This is a genomic window from Deinococcus aetherius (assembly GCF_025997855.1).
In the GTDB taxonomy this organism is placed as follows: Bacteria; Deinococcota; Deinococci; order Deinococcales; family Deinococcaceae; genus Deinococcus; species Deinococcus aetherius.
Genome location: NZ_AP026560.1, coordinates 180,578 through 197,970, shown reverse-complemented (window position 1 = coordinate 197,970; position 17,393 = coordinate 180,578). Strand labels below are relative to the sequence as shown.

Sequence of the window (17,393 nt, the reverse complement as noted above, 5' to 3'; positions counted from 1 at the left end):
GCCGGGGGAGTCGGGGTGGAAGGCGGGGCCGGTCATTCAGGGCCGCCAGTCGTGGCCGTAGCGTTTGAGGACCGCCCGTTCGAGCTTGCGGGCCGCGCGGGTGTGCGGGAGGGCGTTCACCGCCAGGGGCCGCACCAGGACGGTGTACATCCCGGCGAGGTTGCCGCCCAGCACGTCGGTGAAGAGCTGGTCACCCACCATCCCCACCTGCCGGGCGGGCAGGTCGAGCGAGGCGAGGGCCCGGTGGAAGGCACGCGGGTTGGGTTTCCCCGCCATCCCGACCCCCTCGAAGCCCAACTTGTCGACCCAGAAGCGGGCGCGCTTGCCGGTCGCGTTGCTCAGCAGGTAGAGCCGCGTGTCCGCCCGGCGCAGGTCGGCGGCCCAGCGCATCACGTCCGCCCGCTCCTCGTAGCTGCCGTAGGGGATCAGGGTGTTGTCGAGGTCGAGGAGCAGCCCGCGCAGCCCACGCTCGGCGAGGAAATCGGGGGTGATGTCGTGGATATGGTCGATCACGTCGCGCGGGCGCAGCAGACCCCGGGGGACAGAAAGACTCACGCCGCGCCCCCCTTCGCCCCCGGCAGGCCGATCACGGCCCACATCCGGCCCGTGTGCCCCCCGTCGCGGCGGTAGGAGTAGAAGTCGGGCTCGGTAGAACACCGCCCGCTCACCCAGATGTTCCCCGGGAGGAGGCCCGTCGAGAGCAGCACGGCCCGGTTCGCTCCCGCGAGATCGAGGTGGGGGGCGCCGCCCTTCTCCAGCACGAACTCGCCGAGGCCAGCCTCCCGGAACTGCCGCGCCACGTCCGCGCCCACCGGATACCGCTTGCCGCAGATGCCGGGACCGACCGCCGCCCGGAGACGTTCGGGGGTGGCACCGCGAGCCACCATCGCCTCCACCGTGCGCGCCCCGATCCTTCCCAACGTGCCGCGCCAGCCCGCGTGCGCCGCGCCGACCACGCCCGCCGTCTCGTCCGCGAGCAGGATGGGGTAGCAGTCCGCCGTGCCGATGGCGAGGAGAAGCCCCGGCTCGGTCGTCACCAGGGCGTCGCCGTCTTGCACACCCGCTCGCGCCTCGCAAACCTCGGTGCCGTGGATTTGGTTGAGCCTCGCCACCCGCTCCTCGTCAAAACCCAGGGCACCGGCCAGGCGGCGGCGGTTCTCGGTGACGAGGCCGGGGTCGTCCTCGCGTTCGTCGAGGTTCAACCCCCCGCCCTCAGACGCACCGTAGGCGCCCGTGGACACGCCCCCGGCGCGCGTCGTGAACGCGTGCGGCAGCGGCAGCAGGGGGGAACGCAGCAGCATCAGGGGGTCAGTATCGGTTCGCATCTCTCACCGAATTCTGACGGTCTACCCGGGCGGCGGGGGCAGCTAGGTTACGCTTGGAGCGTGGTGCGAAGACCGATCCTGGCCTGGGCGCTGACCCCGGACGAGAAACGCGACCCGCTGCGGGTGTGGTCACGGCCAGACGTGGTGTTCTTCAGCGCGGGGGCGTGCCACGTTGGAATGACCCCCCAGGAGCGGACCAGGAGGCAAGGCACTTCGCCCCCGTCAGCCCGTAGGCTGACGGCACCGAAGGAGCCCCTATGCCCGGACGCACCCACAGCCGTGAGTTCAAGCTCGACATTGTGAACCAGGTCAACGGGGGTCAAAAGACGACTGCCCAGCTCTGCCGGGAGCATGCCCTCTCACCCAGCCTCATTCACCGGTGGCGGAAGGAGGTCGAGGCCCGAGGGGAAGCGGCCTTCACCGACCAGGCCAAACCCGACCAGTCGTTGGAACAACGTATTGCCGAGCTGGAGCGGTTCTGCGGGCAGTTGTCGCTGGAGAACACGATCCTGAAAAAGTCGTTGGCGACGTACCGCTCGAAAGGAGGCACCAAATGATTCAGGATGCGCGGAGCGCGCATCCTGAGGTGTCGGTACGTCGCCTGTGTGAGCTGCATGGGGTCAGCCGCTCGTGGTTCTACAAACAGGAGGGCCGGGAGGAGGTAGACGTCGACCAGGCGCTGGTGAGCGACATCGAGGCGGTTGTGGAGGAGTTCGTCGGCTACGGGTATCGGCGCGTGACCCGCGAGTTGGCTCGACGAGGCCGCCCGGTGAATCACAAACGGGTGCTGCGGGTCATGCGGGAACGCCGCTTGTTGTGCCGCCCTAAACGTCGCTACCGAGCGACGACCCACTCGAACCACAGCGAGGCGCGCTTCCCCAACCTGCTGCCCGAGGTCATCCCGGTACGACCGGATCAGGTGTGGCAGGCCGACCTGACCTACGTGCGGGTCCAGCAAGGCTTTGTCTACCTGGCCTGCGTTCTGGACGGCTTCACCCGTGAAGTTGTCGGCTGGTCCATGTCCAGGTTCCTCGACGCGGACTTGCCGCTGACGGCCTTGAACAACGCGCTGGCCGCGCGTTGTCCGGCCCCAGGGCTCCTGCATCATTCGGACCAGGGCGTGCAGGGTGGATTCAAGTGGTCGTCGCAACACCCTGACCAAGGAGGGTGGGATGAGCACTGGGAAGCGAAAATCAGATAGTGCGGGGCGCTGTAAGCTGCATTCGCCAGGACGGCCAAGCGTCGCCCGACGGGAGCACCAGCGGCAGTTCTGGGTGTTGATTGCGGCGGGTCAAGGGAGTGAAGATGCAGCCACAGCCGTCGGTGTCTCGCCTGCGGTGGGCACGCGATGGTTTCGAGAGGCAGGTGGTATGCCCCCCACAACATTGGCTCCCTGGAACGCCACGCCGTCAGGGCGGTATCTGTCCTTCGCCCAGCGGGAAGAGATCGCGCTCCGTCGAGCACAAGGTCATGGCGTGCGGGAGATTGCGAGGCACTTGGCAAGGTCCCCGTCGACCATCTCGCGTGAACTGCGGCGTAACGCCGCCACGCGTGGCGGCGGCCTGGAGTACCGGGCGACGACTGCCCAGTGGCACGCCGAACGGTCCGCCCGCCGACCAAAACCAGCCAAACTCGCGGTGAACGTGGCGCTGCGGGCGTACGTGCAAGACCGCCTGGCCGGGCAGGTCACCTCGCCCTGCGGGGCAACTATTCCTGGGCCGACTGTGGCGTTCAAGGGCCGTCGGCACGGGCGGCGACAGAGTCGCCGCTGGGCCAGTGCGTGGAGTCCACAGCAGATCGCCCGCCGACTGCAACTCGACTTTCCGAATGACCGCACCATGCGCATCAGCCACGAGGCCATTTACCAGGCGCTGTACATCGAAGGGCGGGGTGGGCTGCGCCGTGAGCTGGTCACCTGTCTGCGAACCGGTCGAACGTTGCGTGTTCCTCGAGCGCGTCGCGCCCGAATGAGCAAGCCGTTCGTCGCCCCCGAAGTCATGCTCAAAGAGCGTCCAGGAGAAGCGGCGGATCGGACGGTGGCGGGCCACTGGGAAGGCGACCTCATCCTCGGCCTGGGGAGCTCGGCCATCGGGACCTTGGTGGAGCGCTCGACGCGGTTCACGTTGTTGCTTCATCTCCCTCGTCTGCCCAGCCACGGTGTGGAAGCTCGCGTCAAGAATGGCCCGGCGCTGGCTGGACACGGTGCTGAAGCGGTGCGTGACGCTGTGACGAGCGCACTCACCCTCCTGCCGGAGCAGCTCCGACGGTCACTGACGTGGGATCAGGGTGCTGAGATGAGCCAGCACGCTAAACTGCGCGGTGAAACCGGGGTCGCCGTCTATTTCTGCGAGCCGCAGAGCCCGTGGCAGCGAGGCACGAACGAGAACACGAACGGTCTGTTGCGCCAATATTTTCCAAAGGGCACGGACCTGAGCGTGCACAGCGCGGACGACCTTGCCGCCGTGGCCGCTACCTTGAACGCCCGACCTCGCAAGGTGCTCGACTGGCGAACACCCAAGGAGGCCTTCGAACACGCGCTGCACGCCATTCATACTGCTGTTGCAACGACCGCTTGAATCCGCCCAGTACGCCAGCCGGGTCTACGTCAACCGACTCCGCGAAGTGGGCATCACGCCCAGCATGTCCAGAACGGGGAATCCGTACGACAACGCCAAGATGGAGAGCTTTTACAAGACCCTGAAGACCGAGGAGGTTGATCTGCAAGAGTACGTTGATCTGGAAGACGCATGGCGGCACATTGATGCCTTTATTGCGAACCTGTACAACCGCCGCCGACTGCACTCCAGCCTGGGGTACGTCCCGCCTGCCGAATTCGCCGCTCGGTACACTGCCCCCCAGATGTGACTTGCCCTGCGGTCCGCTCGATTGGGGTCACTCCACGCAGGGCTTCGTTTCCGAGCGGGCGCTGCTTCGCCAGCACGTCCGGGCCTACCGCGCCCTCGACCCTGGGTGGCGGGCCGATCTCCACGCGGGCGGTCCTGACCTCGCCGCCTGCTGCTCCCGCTTCGGCCCGCGACCTCCCGAGGCGTTCCTGCACGATCCTTTCCCGCGCGCCAAGGCGTATCTGGCCCGCTTTCCCACTCCCGCCGCTTACACCCGCTCCAACGCCCGGCCCCGCCGGGTTGCTACAGTCACGCCCATGACCGTTTCCGTTGACCTGTCCGGCAAGACCGCCCTCGTGATGGGGGTCGCCAACGCCCGCAGCCTCGGCTGGGCCATCGCGGAGCAGCTTCTCGCGGCGGGGTGCCGGGTGGGCTTTTCCTACCAGGGCGAGCGGCTGAGGGGCGAACTCGACAAGCTCCTGGCGGGCCGGGAGGGCGTGTGGTCCCAGCAGGCCGACGCGACGAGCGAGGAGGACCTGACCGCCCTATTCAGCCGGGTGCGGGACGAGTTCGGCAGCCTCGACATCCTGGTCCACTCCATCGCCTTCGCCCCCCGCACGGCGATGGAGGGACGCTTCATCGACACGACGCCGGAGGACTGGAACACGGCCCTCACTGTCAGTGCCTACACGCTCGTCTCCACCGCCCGCCACGCCGAGCCCCTGCTCAGAGACGGCGGGAGCATCGTCAGCCTGACGTACCACGCCTCCCAACAGGTCGTGCCCAAGTACAACGTCATGGGCGTGGCGAAGGCGGCGTTGGAGGCGGCCACCCGCTACCTCGCCTCCGAAATGGGCGCGGCGGGCGTGCGGGTGAACACCATCAGCGCCGGGCCGATGCGCACCATCGCCGCCCGCTCGATCCCCGGCTTCGGCACGATGTACGAGAAGGCCGCCGCGAGCGCGCCCCTGGGCCGCAACGCCACCCCAGAGGAGGTCGGCAAGCTGGCCCTCTTCCTGCTCTCGGACCTGGGCAGCGGCGTGACCGGGCAGACGGTGTACGTGGACGCCGGGGCGAGCATCATGAGCATGAAGGTGGAGTAGGACGTGGAAGGCGGCGCGCAGCGAAGGGAGTTCTTTCCCGCGTCCTGCGTCCCATGCCCCTCACCCCGTTATCATCTCCACCATGACTTCCACGCCCGTCGCCCTCGTCCTGCTCACCGCCCAGCGACACCACCTGGAAGACCACCCGCAGGAGCAGGCGCTGTCGGCGGCGTGGCAGAAACGGCTGCAATCGGCGCGGGCGGCGGGGCACCTCGTCGTTCACGTGCAGTGGGACGGGGCCCTGGGCACGCCGGGCGAGACCTTCTCGCGGGGGTGGGTGCTGCACCCCGACTTCCGGGCGGAGACGGGCGATCTGCCGCTCAGGGCCACGCACCCGAACGCCTTCGCGGGCTCGGGGCTGGACGCCGAGTTGCGGCGGCGGGGGGTCACGGAACTCCACCTGCTGACCCTGCCCGGCACCGAGATGCTGCCCGCCACGGCGGAGGCGGCGCGGGGGCTGGGGTACGGGGTGCGGGTGCTGGAGACCCAACCCCAGATGCTGGGCACCCCGGGTTGAGCGGCACCCACCCCACCTGTCTAGGACCCGTGCCGGGCGCCTTCTGTTCTCCAGCACGACACTTTTCCCAGTGAAGGGGCGTGGGCGGCACCAGAACGATTTCCAAAACTGCTTTAAACTCTATGGTGGTGGGCGGAGGCGCGCTACAGTGGCGGGCGTGACGTGGCTGAAGCCGGTGAGCATCGACGGGGACGCGCAGGCCGCGTTTGGCGAATTCCTGCGTGACCTGGAATCACGCCTTGCAGACCCGGCAACCGACCGGAACGTCCTCGCGCGGGACCTCCTCGCGCAGGCGATGTACGGGCGGGCGTACGGGCAACTCCTCGCGGACGCGCCGGTCGCGGCCCTGAACCTCGACGCGCGCAACGTGACCTTCGAGGCCGAGTACTACATGGCGACCGACGCCGAGAAGTTCGCCCGGGTCAAGCCCCTGCTGTGGCTGTGGAAGAACCTCGACCTCACGCCGGTCGGGCAGAACCCGGTGACGGGCATCCCTGTCCGGCGCGTCCTCGCCGAGCGCATCTTCAAGCGGGTCGGGCGCAACTTCAAGTGCTGGCAGAACGTCGAGTTCTCGGTCGGGTACAACATGGAGGTCGGCGACGACGTGGTGGTCCACCGCTACGTCCTGCTCGACGACATCGGCGGGATCGAGCTGCACGACAACGCCTCGGTGAGCGACTACGTCAATATTTACAGCCACACGCATTCGGTCCTCGACGGGCCGGACGTGACCCTGCGACGCACGGTGATCGGGCGGGGCGCACGCATCACCTACCACTCGACGGTGCTGGCGGGCAGCGTGATCAGCGACGACGCCATGCTCGCCACCCACGCCCTGTTGCGCAGCGACATTCCGCCGCACGGCATTGCTATGGGCGTGCCCGCCAAGGTGACGCGCTTCAAGCTGCGCCCCCCGCAGACGTACGACGTGGACGCCCGCGTGTACCCGCACGACTCAGGCCGCAAGGCCAACCCGCAGTTCCCGAACCCGACGCCCAACCAGACGCGCAAGCCCACGCCCGAGGAGAGCCAGACCAGGACCCCGCAGGAACAGAGCTGAGCCGGGGGCCCGTACACTGGGGGCATGACCAAACGCAGCAAGGTGTTCGTGCCCGCCGTGGTGACGGTCGCCAGCGTCGGCGTCGCCGCCGGGGCGGCCTTTGTGGCCCGCAACCGCAAGGAGGACGTCAAGGACTTCCTCGTCGCCCAGGTGTTCGAGCGACCAGCGGCGCGGGTGAGCTATACCGAACTCGGGCAGGCGCTCGAACGGGGCGGCAACTTCCTGGCCCAGCGCGCTGCCCGCACCGCCGACACCGAGGCGAACCGCGCGGTCCTCTCCCACATCATCGGGATCGAGCGGTGGGGGCAGAATCGGCTACGGGTGGCGCTTGGGCAGCGCGAGTTCGTGCGCGACGAGAATCACGCCTACAGGCCGCCCGCCGACGCCACCCTGCGCGAGTTGCAGGACCTTCTCTCGCAGACCCGCTCGCAGACGGTGGACCTCGCCCGGCAACTCCACACGGTCCCCCCGCCTGAAGGCACGACCGTCGAGCACAACGACCTGGGGCCGCTCACCTCGAAGGGGTGGCTACGCTACCTGAACCAGCACGCCGACCTGGAGAGCCGCCGGTTACGCGGGGCCAAGGAAGGCTAGCCCCAAGCCAACCCCCGCCACCCTCCCGCCCGCGCCCGGCCCCTACGCTGGGCGCGTGACGTTGCCCTCCCTCCTCACCCTCGGCTACGAGAACGCCGACCTCGACGTCTTCCTCGCCACCCTCACCCGGAGCGGGGTGACCCTGCTCGTGGATACCCGAGAGCGGGCGCAGAGCCGCCGCCGGGGCTACAGCAAGACAGCGCTGGCGAACGTTCTGCGGGAACGCGGTATCGAGTACCGGCACCTGCGCGCCCTCGGGACCCCGCCCAGCCTCCGCAAGGAGTACCGGCTGAGCCACGACTTCGGCCTCCTCACGCGCGGCTACCACGCCCACCTCGCCACGCAGGGAGAGGCGCTGGAGGAACTGGGCACCCTTGCCGCCGAGCACCGCGCCTGCCTGCTGTGCTATGAGGCGGACCCCGGCGCGTGCCACCGCTCGCTGATCGCCCGGCGGTTACAGGAGTTGGGGCTGGTCGGGGAGGTGGAGCACCTCCATGTCGGCGGTCCGGGATGAGCTTGGAGAACGCATAAAAGTGTAAGAGGGCCGCACGTACCCTCGGGGCGATGAGCGTTCTGAACGGACTACTACAGGTCATGGTCAAGGGGGGGGCCAGCGACATTCACCTGCGGGCCGGGTCGGCCCCGGCGGGCCGCGTGAACGGGCTGATCCAACGCTTCGGCGAGGCGCGGCTGACCCCCGAACACGTCGAGGTCTTCGCCCGCGAGATGATGGGGCGCCCCGGCATGTGGGAGGAATTCGTCCAGCGCCGTGAGGCCGACTTCGCCTATGGAGTGCCGGGCCTGGCCCGCTTCCGGGTGAACGCGTACTTCCAGCGGGGCTCGGTGGGCCTGATCATGCGCGTGATCGAGGACAAGCCCATCCCCTCCTTCGCGGACCTCGGCCTGCCCGCCCACACCTTCGAAGGCCTCGCCGCCCACGAGCGCGGCCTGATCCTGGTCACTGGGCCCACGGGCTCGGGCAAGACGACCACCCTCGCCTCCATCATCGACTACATCAACGCGACGAGCGCGGTGAACATCGTGACCCTGGAAGACCCCGTTGAGGTCGTCCACCGCGACAAGACCGCCCTGATCTCCCAGCGCGAACTCGGCACCGACACCATGAGCTTCTCCGCCGGGCTGCGCGCCGCCATGCGCCAGGACCCCGACGTGATCCTGATCGGCGAGATGCGCGACAAGGAGACGGTGGAGGCCGCCCTCTCCGCCGCGCAGACGGGGCACCTCGTCTTCTCCACCCTGCATACTCAGGACGCCGTGCGGACGGTCAACCGCATCATCGACTTCTTCGCCCCCCACGAGCGCGACCAGATTCGCCTGGGCCTCTCCGAAAGCCTCGTCGCCGTCATCAGTCAGCGGCTGCTCCCCCGGCTGGGCGGCGGGCGCGTGCTGGGCATGGAAATTTTGCTGGGCACCCCTACCGTCCGCGAGTGCCTCAAGGACGTGGACCGCATGGAGGAGATCAAGCAGGCCCTGATGGAGGGCGGCTCACGCGGGATGCACACCTTCGACCAGCACCTCGCCGAACTCGTCGCCTCCGGCCTGATGAGCGAGGAAGACGCCATGCAGGCCGCCACCAGCCCCCACGAACTCAAGATCATGATGATGACCCGGCAGTACGCGTAGGGCCGGGGGAATAGGTTGACTTCCCCTTTGACCGTCCCTTGAGCGGGCCTCCACACAGTGAGGGGGCGCGGGATTGTTGCGCTGCGCCGGGCGTCCAATGCCCCCATGCAGAATGGACAGATGGACCCCTCGGAGCGGCTGGTGGCGGGCTTCGTCGGGCTGATGGTGGGGTTCTTCGCCTTCTCCTACGGCAAACCGGCCCAGAAGGTGATCATCGGGGGCTTCGCCGTGGTGGTGCTGCTGGTGGCGGCACTAGGAAGAAACCCGCTGGCGGGCGGGGCGGAGGAGTAGGGGGAAGAGGCGGGCCGGGAGGTCCGCTTTCTACTTGGCTACAACGACGGCAAGGCGTTCAGCGACCATTCGCGGGTCTGCCAGTTCACCGCGCGCAGTTGCTAGCACAAGATCGAACACCTCTTGGTCCTGCTCGGGTCCAGACAGCTCTGCCCCGTTCACCAACAAAAACATGGCGGCGCAGGTGTAGGCTGTGCGCTTGTTCCCATCAACAAAGGCATGGTTACGCGCAAGGAAGAAGAGGTAGGCGGCGGCCTTCTCTAGCAGCGTCGGATACATCTCCACCCCAAACGCTTCCATAGCCGGTTGAGCGAGAGCCGAGGCAAGTGCCCCCGGGTCCCGGACGCCGAGCGAGCCGCCGAAAGCCGCCATTGCGTCGTCGTGGAGTTCCAGCGCCTGCTCCAGGGTCAGGTAAACCGTCACGCGTTGCTGAGGCGTTCGAGCAAATCGCGCTTCTCGCGGAACAGCTTCGCCTTCGCCTCCTCAAAGCTCAGCCCCTTCCGCGCGGGCCGCAGCATCAGGCCGCCCTCCGCCGGTTCGATCTCCACCTCCTCGGTGAAGCCGTACAGCTCCAGCAACTCCTTGGGGAGGATGACGGCTCGGGATTTGCCGACGGTGGTAAGGCGCTTACGCATCCCTAAACTATAACCGGGTTAAAGCCATGTAGCGGCGGCGCAGCCGACACTGCCCTATGTGATTCTGGGGCAAAACCCGCTGGCGAAGGAGTAGAGGAAGGAGGCGGGCCGGGGCGCCCACTTTTTCATGTTCAGGCTTCGCTCAACCGTTTCAGGAGGTCGTGCTTCTCGCGGAACACGATCTCCTTCGCTTCCTCGAAGGTCAGCCGTCGCCGCCGAGCCTTGACCTACCGCCTGGGCCCGGGCTTCCGCTTGAATTTCAACCTGTGCATGGACACATCATAGGTGAGAGGGTTGGTAAAATTATAATAACAGGAGGCAAAAGGTTTTGCCTCCTGTCTCCCAGGTAATTATATGTCAGTTTAAAAAGGACTTCTATCGAAAAACTCGATGAAGCGACTCTCCAAGGGAGGAAAGTCTTGCAAAATGTATTTGACGATGGAATTCATACTTCCACGAGAAACACCCATTTTTTCTATCTCCTTATAAGCCTTTTCCCTGTTATCCGGATTGAAATTATATACTACGTGGCGCTTTCCCTCCGAATCCTTAATTGTAGTTTTATCGATTGCATCATTACTGCTAGATAGGTTTTGATAGAGCTTCATTGGATAAAGCTCTATCCAACGCGAATCCGGCGCTAAATCATTTTTCTTGAGCATGTCATAAAACTTTGACGCTAAGTCATTCTCAGCAGGGTCTACGTAAACCATTCCCAACTCATCAAGCAGCAGTTGAAGCAGCCTAGTCATGTCATTAAAATTATAGTTCTTGTTTCTACCCCCTATGGAGCGTACATCATTTAAAAATCTGGATGTAAACTCAGGAACAACATCGTACCATTCACCATCTTCGAGGGTTGGATAACCTTCTATAGCAAGAGACTCGACGAGTTCATCAACACTACCGTAGGTTATAATCGCGTTTTTTAAAGTATTCTCTGGGTAGTCAGCATCTAACTTCTTTCGAAGATTAACTTCAAACAATCGTACAATTCGCTCAGCCCGCTCTCTGTCAAATTCTAAATCTTTAGTAGACCAGTTCGAATCGGCCGCTTGAATCAACTCTGCAACATCCTCCAGAATTCTCCAATATGCATTAGAGTGTTTACTATTTTCTGTACCAGAAAGATTGGGTTCGATCTTATAAGTTAATGCCATATTGAACCACCTATGTTTAGAAGCACAGGCGATTATCTGCCGCCTGTGCTCACAAGTTATCTTGCTCGTCTATTGGCAGCCAACATGCTCAGAATTCTTCTCTCTCGGTAGAGAGACCCTGGCATGTGCCGCCAGTGAGCAGAGGGGACGCACCCGTGGCCTGCGCACGGCGTAACTGGTTCGCAATCCGGTTCAAAATCGAACCATTTGTGACCAGAACGTCGCAGCCTCGCCGTATCCTCGCGGGGATGCAGCCGCCAAGGATTACCGTAACCATCTCTGGCTTCGGTCATCGTCAACTCCTGGTGCAGCGCGTTGTTTCCTCAAGCTAGCCCTGCTAGCGCCCCAAACATCTGGAAGATTGAGCTACCCGGTCCTGCCCTCACTCGAAAATCGAGCTTAGAAATTAGACCTCAGTGTCCTGCGCCGTTATCTTCCAGATGTCTGATGTCCGGAGGCATCCGACTGGCAGCCCTGACGCTCGTTCCAGCGTAGCACAAGGGTCACCCAGTGGGTGCTTTCTTATGCTCTAATCCCCCCACCCTTGTTCGCCCATGCAGGCGGCTTGGGCGCGAAGCGGCTGAGAATGGTGCCCTGGTCGTAGGCGAGGTAGGCGTCGGCCCAGGGGAAGGTGGAGTTCAGGACGCGGATAGCCTCGGGGCTCCCCATGTTGTAATCGAGCTGGTAGAGCACGAACTGCTCGGGGGTCTCCAGGCGCAGGTAGGTGGGCATGGACCCGGCGTGTTCGTCGAGCACGCTCTGGAACTCGCCCACGGCGTCAGGGCTGGCGGTCTCCAGGTCAATGGTCACGTACATGACCTTGGGCACCTCGGCGAGTTGCTCGACCCCCACGACCTCCTCGGCGATGGCGCGCAGGCCGCCGTCCTCGGACTCCAGTTCGACGATGACGAGGGCGGGCGTGTCGTTGATCAGCTTCTCCTGGATGCGGTCGTAGGCGCGGGAGAAGGCGACGAGTTCCGTCTGCCCCGACTCGTCGGCGAGGATGAAGCGGGCCATCATGCCGCCCGACTTGGTGGGCTTCTTGACCACGCTCTCGATCATGCCCGCGAGCACCGCCTTGACCCGCTTGCCCGGCGCGACGTTCTGGGTGGTGAACCAGGCGTCGAGGTCGGAGATGCGGCAACTGGCGGCCTCGCGCAAGCCCTCGTGCTGCTCCAGCGGGTGCCCGGAGATGTAGAGGCCCAGCGATTCCTTCTCGATGGCGAGGCGCTGGAGGTCGGTGTAGGGGTCGATGCCCGGCCTGAGCTTCGGCTCCGGCGCCGTCTCGCTCATGCCGAAGAGGGCGTCCATGCCGCTGTTCGCCATCGCGGCGGCTCCCTGTGCCCAACTCAGCGCGTCCTCCAGGCTCTCCATCAGTTGCCGCCGCTCGCCGAAGCGGTCGAAGGCGCCGGACTTGATCAGCGACTCCATCGCCTTGCGGTTGCAGACCTTGTTGCCCAGCCGCGAGCAGAAGTCGGCGAGGGACTTGAAAACACCCGCACGCTGCCGCTCCTCCAGAATCTTCTGCACCGCCGCCTCGCCCAGCCCCTTGATCGCGTACAACCCGAACAGGATTTCCTCGCCCTGTACCGCGAAGTCGGCGGCGGAACGGTTGATGTCGGGTGGCAGCACCCGCACGTCCATCTTGCGGGCGTCGGAGACGTACTCGGCCACCTTGTCGGAGTCGCGGCGCTCGACGGTGAGGAGGGCAGCCATGAACTCGACGGGGTAGTTTGCCTTTAGCCAGGCGGTTTGGTATGTAATTACGCCGTATGCGGCGGAGTGGCTGTTGTGGACCACGAGGTCGTTTGCCACGAAGTTGTGGGTGCCGGGCACTTCCAGGTCGTAGGTCCGCGCCTCACCTGCGGGCTCGATGCTGACGATGGTGTCCCAGTACAGGTCGTCCGAGCAGGCGTCCAGCAGGTCCGGCGACTCGAAGAACTCTCCGAGTTGCCGGATGGTGTCGCGGCGGAAGCCCTCCTTATGGGCCTTGGGGGTGCCGTAGAACTCCTTGGTGCAGACGCCGGACTGGGCCTCGATCTGGCGCCAGGTCAGCCCGCTGCCGTCCTTCGCCCGCTGAACCCTGGCCTTGACGCTGGCGGGCAGGGTATCCACCGTCTCGCGGCCCGCCGGAACGCCCGCATAGTAGGCACGCAGGGCGGCAAGTTGAGCGTCCCGGCCCCTGACGTGCGGCGCGACGACCTCCAGAAAACGGTCGATGCTGCGCCGTCCGACGAGGTGGACGGTATAGCCCGCACGCCCCGCCGTGTCCTCACCGCGCGTGTAGGCAAAGTGCTTGCGGGTAATTTTGGAGACGATGCCCAGCCGCAGCAACACGTGGGCGAGGTCGTCCGCAAGTCGGCGGGAGGAGGTGGCGGCGAAAGGCGTCGTGTTCCCCACCCCGAAGAGAAAGCCGTCGCCCGACCAGTAGCGTCCCACCAGCACGGCGAGCGAGGCGTTACCCAGGCGGAAGGCCGCAGCGGGCAGGAACTTCTCGGTCGCCTTCACGCCGACCAGCCCCAGTTCCTCCAACCACAGCCGCGCGCCGGACTTGCCCCCGGCGCTGCCCCGGATGCCGCTTCCCAGGTACACCTCATGCACGTCCTGCCGCTCGGGGCGGGCTTTGGCGGTCGGGCGGGTGTTCGGAAACTGGGAGGCGAGCGCGACCATGTCCTCCACCTGCGCCGCGCTCTTGCTGTAGAGGTAGGCCCCGTGAGGGTGGCAGGTGTTGCCCTCGGCCAGAATCCAGCCGAGCAGAGCCGCCTCGTGTTCGGCCCAGGTTTCGGTGCCGAGTTCGGGCAGGCAGGCGGGAGCGGCGATGCGGTCGCCGGGTTGCAAGTCCTCCACGTTCCGCCAGCCGTCCAGCGTGAGGAGCGGGTGGTTGGCGGTGGCGGTCAGCCGCTTGCCGAGAGCCGTGCGGACCTCGAAGACGGGCTTTACACCATTGTCGAAAAATTGCCCCGTCGGGCGTAGTTCCAGCCGGTACTCGCCGTTCACGCTGGGAAGCTGCACGGGCCGCCCCTCGCGGTACAGGTCCTCGATACGGCGCAACTCCCCGCCTTGAACAGGAATAAGCGTATCCCCCGTCAAACATTTGTTGAAGCCGTAATTCGCAAATGCGTCAAGCAAATCGAATAGCCTATCACCTTCGTCCTTCGGAACGCCATTCTTCTCGGCTCCGTCCACGAAGATTTGCCGCTGACGCTTCATCTCCTCCGCGTCCTTCTTGCCCATCGCGCGGCGCAACAAGTCGGCTCCACCCAGGCTAAACCCGGCGACCTCCGAAGCGATCTGCATGATCTGCTCCTGATAGACGGGAATGCCATACGTCTCGGCCAGAATCTTTTCCAGCCACTGCGCGGAGTTGGGAAAGCCGTCCTTGACGTAATCCACCTCCTCGACCCCGTGGTGGCGGCGGACATAGGTGGGGATGTTCTCCATCGGGCCGGGGCGGTAGAGGGCCGAGAGGGCGATGATATCGGCGAGGCGGCGGGGCTTGAGGCGGCGGGAGGCGTCGGCGATGCCCGCCCCTTCGAGCTGGAAGACGCCCTTGTTGTCCCCGCGTGAGAGCAGCTCGAAGGTCTTCTCGTCGTCGAAGGGGATCGTGTCGAAGTCGATCTCGATGCCGCGCGACTCGCGCATGATGCGCTTGGCTTCGTCGAGGAAGGACAGGGTGCGGAGGCCCAGGAAGTCCATCTTGATCAGGCCGATGTCCTCCACGGCCTTCATGTCGTACTGACAGACCATGCCCTCGCCGGAGGTGTCGCGCATCACGGGCACGAGGTCGGTGAGCTGCGTCTTGCCGATCACGACCCCCGCCGCGTGGACGGAGGCGTGGCGGGTCAGGCCCTCCAGCTTCAGGGCGAACTCGTAGGCTTCCTTGAGCTGGGCGTCCTCTTCGAGCATCTGCTGGATGTCGGGCACGGCGTCGCGCGCCTGCTCCAGCGAGTAGGACTTGCCGAACTTGATGGGGATGAGCTTGGAGACCTTATCGACCTTGGCGTACTCCAGGCCCATCACCCGCGCCACGTCCTTGAGGCACGCCTTGCTCGCCATCGTTCCGAAGGTGGCGATCTGGGCCACCCGGTCGTCGCCGTACTTGCCCTGCACGTACTCGATGACCTCGCCACGCCGGGCGTCGTTGAAGTCGATGTCGAAGTCGGGCATCGAGATGCGGTCGGGGTTGAGGAAGCGTTCGAACAGCAGCTCGAACTCCAGGGGGTCGAGGTTGGTGATGCGGATGGCGTAGGCGACGAGCGAGCCCGCGCCCGAGCCGCGCCCCGGCCCCACGCTGATCCCCTGATCCTTCGCCCAGTTGATGTAGTCGGCGACGATCAGGAAGTAGTCGGGGAAACCCATGTTGTTGATGACCGAGAGTTCGTACTCGGCGCGGCGCAGGATGACGAGGGCGTGCCCGTGGTGGGCCGTCGTCGTCTCCTCGCCGTCGGCCTCGGGATCGAGTTCGATACTCGTGTCGCTGTCGCCGCGCCGGGCCTTGCGGCAGTCCTCGTGGGCGTAGGCGGGGAGCTTCCCGGCTTCGGCCTCCGTCTCCATGATCTCCAGCGCGGGGTATCCGGTGTACTTCTCCCCTGCCGCCTTTCCGCGCGCCTCCCACTCGCTTCCCATAAAGGCGAGGAGCGTGAAGAGGGTTTCGAGGTCGCAGGTTCTGGCATCGCAGCCGTTCACGCGGGCGAGAACGCGCGCCCTGTCTTCTGCTCCCAGCGCCTCCAACGAACGCTGGGCGTAATCGCGCAACAGGTTCTCCGTCGCATGTGCTGGGTACCGCTTCACCGTGCCCCGGTATGTCTGCACCCGCAGTTCCTCGGCCATCGTTCGGCCTTCCGGGATGGGCAGGGCGGGCATCTGGTACACGCGCTTCTTGCCCACAGGAAGCTCGACGTTACACATCTGGGCGATCATCGCCGTGTTGTCGAACGGCTCCTCGCCCCACTCGCTCACCGGAAGGGCCGCCTGCATCTCGTCCAGGCCCTTCACGTAGAACTCGTCGCAGGGGAACTTGAAGCGGTTCTCGTCGGCCAGCGTCGCCTTCGTCTGGATGGCGAGCAGCGTTTCGTGGGCCGTGGCGTCCGTCTTCTTGACGTAGTGGCCGTCGTTCGTGGCGACCATGCCGATGCCGAGTTCCTGGGCCCAGGCCTTCAGGACCGGGTTGTTCTTCCGCTGCTCGGGCAGCCCGTGGTCCTGAATCTCGATGAAGTAGTTCTCGCCGAAGAGGTCACGGTACCAGAGGAGGCGCTGCTTCGCCTCGTCCTCGCGGCCCTGGAGCAGGAGTTGCTGCACCTCCGAGCCCAGGCAGCCGGAAAAGGCGATGACGCCCTTGTGGTGCTCCTGCAACAGTTCGTGGTCGATACGTGGCTTGTAGTAGTACCCCTCGGTGTAGCCGCGCGAACTCAGGCGGCAGAGGTTCTGGTAGCCCTCGAAGTCGCGGGCCAGGAGGGTGAGGTGGAAGATGCCCTTCTCGCCGCTCACGCCAGGCTTCTTGTCGCGCCGGTTGCCGAAACCGGGGACGACGTAGGCCTCGTAACCGAGAATCGGCTTGACGCCCATGCCGGTCGCGTAGTTGTAGAAGTGCACCGCCCCGTGCATGTTGCCGTGGTCGGTCATGGCACAGGCGGGGTCGTTCGGCGTGACCTCCTTGACCCACTTCAGGAGGTCTTTCAGCTTGGCTGCGCCGTCGAGCAGGCTGTACTGGGTGTGCTGGTGCAGGTGCGCGAATCTCCTGGGAGCACAGCAGGAGCCGTCCGGGAGGTGAATGTGCCCGTCATGGGGGTGGGGTTGAGGCTCGGCGGCGGTCATGCCCAGAGTCTAGGCCGGGGGCACCCGAAGGTCAGTGACGGCGGAGGTTGACGGCCGCCGCCCCGCGCCAAACGGGGGGAGGAAAGACGCCGACCTCACCTCAACTTGCTCCTCGGCCCCGGTGGCACTCATCCCCACGGCAGGGGTTACTTCTGCCAGCCGGATTGCTCCCTTCACATGGGGAGGACATGAGGAACAGGCTGGGGGACTGGGAGGCGTCCGCTCCTGCAAACAGGACTAGGAATTATCGAAGGCCATACCAACGCTCCGCAGCACCGGGGAGAAGGTCTGGAAGCTGGCCCGGACAAAGCACCGTCGTCGGGCTGGCCGGGCTCCTCTCACCCATTGCTCCCCTTCAACTCCCTGGACCGAGTTCAGGCCGGGTAAAGAATTGTTGTTTTCCTTCC

16 protein-coding genes and 1 pseudogene are annotated in these 17,393 nt (G+C 65.3%); 11 read left to right on the top strand and 6 right to left on the bottom strand.

The annotated features are described in order from the left end of the window. Positions 1-36: 36 nt before the first annotated feature. Entirely contained in the window at positions 37-555 is a 519-nt protein-coding gene (locus DAETH_RS00955) for a YqeG family HAD IIIA-type phosphatase (protein ID WP_264776091.1), read from the bottom strand. Beyond that, positions 552-1,325 (bottom strand): peptidoglycan editing factor PgeF, encoded by a 774-nt coding sequence (gene pgeF, locus DAETH_RS00950; protein ID WP_264776090.1) that lies wholly within the window; start codon positions 1,323-1,325, stop codon positions 552-554. Before pgeF ends, DAETH_RS00955 begins: the two co-directional genes overlap by 4 nt. Before the next feature lie 257 nt (positions 1,326-1,582). On the opposite strand from pgeF, the gene DAETH_RS00945 reads away from it, so the two are divergent. The 11 genes and pseudogenes from DAETH_RS00945 to DAETH_RS00895 all read left to right on the top strand — a co-directional run bounded on the left by DAETH_RS00945 (position 1,583) and on the right by DAETH_RS00895 (position 9,377). After that, positions 1,583-1,882: a transposase gene (locus DAETH_RS00945; protein WP_264774762.1), complete on the top strand. Its 300-nt coding sequence runs from the start codon at positions 1,583-1,585 to the stop codon at positions 1,880-1,882. Then, positions 1,879-2,526, top strand: coding sequence for an IS3 family transposase (locus DAETH_RS00940; RefSeq protein ID WP_264774761.1), 648 nt, complete (start codon positions 1,879-1,881; stop codon positions 2,524-2,526). Before DAETH_RS00945 ends, DAETH_RS00940 begins: the two co-directional genes overlap by 4 nt. Further along, entirely contained in the window at positions 2,498-3,901 is a 1,404-nt protein-coding gene (locus DAETH_RS00935) for an IS30 family transposase (RefSeq protein WP_264774760.1), read from the top strand. The genes DAETH_RS00940 and DAETH_RS00935 overlap by 29 nt, the downstream gene beginning before the upstream one ends. 43 nt (positions 3,902-3,944) lie before the next feature. Beyond that, a pseudogene (locus tag DAETH_RS00930) lies at positions 3,945-4,190 on the top strand (transposase); the annotation flags it as partial. A gap of 295 nt (positions 4,191-4,485) precedes the next feature. Further along, positions 4,486-5,271 (top strand): enoyl-ACP reductase FabI, encoded by a 786-nt coding sequence (locus DAETH_RS00925; protein ID WP_264777360.1) that lies wholly within the window; start codon positions 4,486-4,488, stop codon positions 5,269-5,271. Between the two features lie 82 nt (positions 5,272-5,353). Continuing rightward, complete coding sequence (locus tag DAETH_RS00920; protein WP_264776089.1) at positions 5,354-5,788, top strand: isochorismatase family protein; 435 nt, start codon at positions 5,354-5,356, stop codon at positions 5,786-5,788. A 157-nt stretch (positions 5,789-5,945) separates the two neighbouring features. Then, positions 5,946-6,848 (top strand): acyltransferase, encoded by a 903-nt coding sequence (locus DAETH_RS00915; protein ID WP_264776088.1) that lies wholly within the window; start codon positions 5,946-5,948, stop codon positions 6,846-6,848. 24 nt (positions 6,849-6,872) lie between these two features. Further along, the gene (locus tag DAETH_RS00910) at positions 6,873-7,442 is read left to right on the top strand and encodes a DinB family protein (protein ID WP_264776087.1); all 570 of its coding nucleotides are present in this window, start codon (positions 6,873-6,875) and stop codon (positions 7,440-7,442) included. Between the two features lie 55 nt (positions 7,443-7,497). Continuing rightward, complete coding sequence (locus tag DAETH_RS00905; protein ID WP_264776086.1) at positions 7,498-7,956, top strand: DUF488 domain-containing protein; 459 nt, start codon at positions 7,498-7,500, stop codon at positions 7,954-7,956. A gap of 50 nt (positions 7,957-8,006) precedes the next feature. Further along, entirely contained in the window at positions 8,007-9,086 is a 1,080-nt protein-coding gene (locus tag DAETH_RS00900; protein ID WP_264776085.1) for a PilT/PilU family type 4a pilus ATPase, read from the top strand. Between the two features lie 105 nt (positions 9,087-9,191). Further along, positions 9,192-9,377, top strand: a complete 186-nt coding sequence (locus DAETH_RS00895; protein ID WP_264776084.1) for a hypothetical protein — start codon at positions 9,192-9,194, stop codon at positions 9,375-9,377. A 30-nt stretch (positions 9,378-9,407) separates the two neighbouring features. Here the strand turns inward: DAETH_RS00895 and DAETH_RS00890 are convergent, their stop codons facing one another. The 4 genes from DAETH_RS00890 to dnaE form a co-directional block, all read right to left on the bottom strand. Next, positions 9,408-9,800, bottom strand: a complete 393-nt coding sequence (locus tag DAETH_RS00890; RefSeq protein WP_264776083.1) for a type II toxin-antitoxin system death-on-curing family toxin — start codon at positions 9,798-9,800, stop codon at positions 9,408-9,410. Then, a complete protein-coding gene (locus DAETH_RS00885; RefSeq protein ID WP_264776082.1) occupies positions 9,797-10,012 on the bottom strand; it encodes an AbrB/MazE/SpoVT family DNA-binding domain-containing protein in 216 nt (71 codons plus the stop codon). The genes DAETH_RS00890 and DAETH_RS00885 overlap by 4 nt, the downstream gene beginning before the upstream one ends. A gap of 362 nt (positions 10,013-10,374) precedes the next feature. After that, positions 10,375-11,172: a hypothetical protein gene (locus DAETH_RS00880; protein ID WP_264776081.1), complete on the bottom strand. Its 798-nt coding sequence runs from the start codon at positions 11,170-11,172 to the stop codon at positions 10,375-10,377. Positions 11,173-11,694: 522 nt separating this feature from the next. Continuing rightward, positions 11,695-16,986 (bottom strand): DNA polymerase III subunit alpha, encoded by a 5,292-nt coding sequence (gene dnaE / locus DAETH_RS00875; protein WP_264776080.1) that lies wholly within the window; start codon positions 16,984-16,986, stop codon positions 11,695-11,697. Positions 16,987-17,393: the final 407 nt, after the last annotated feature.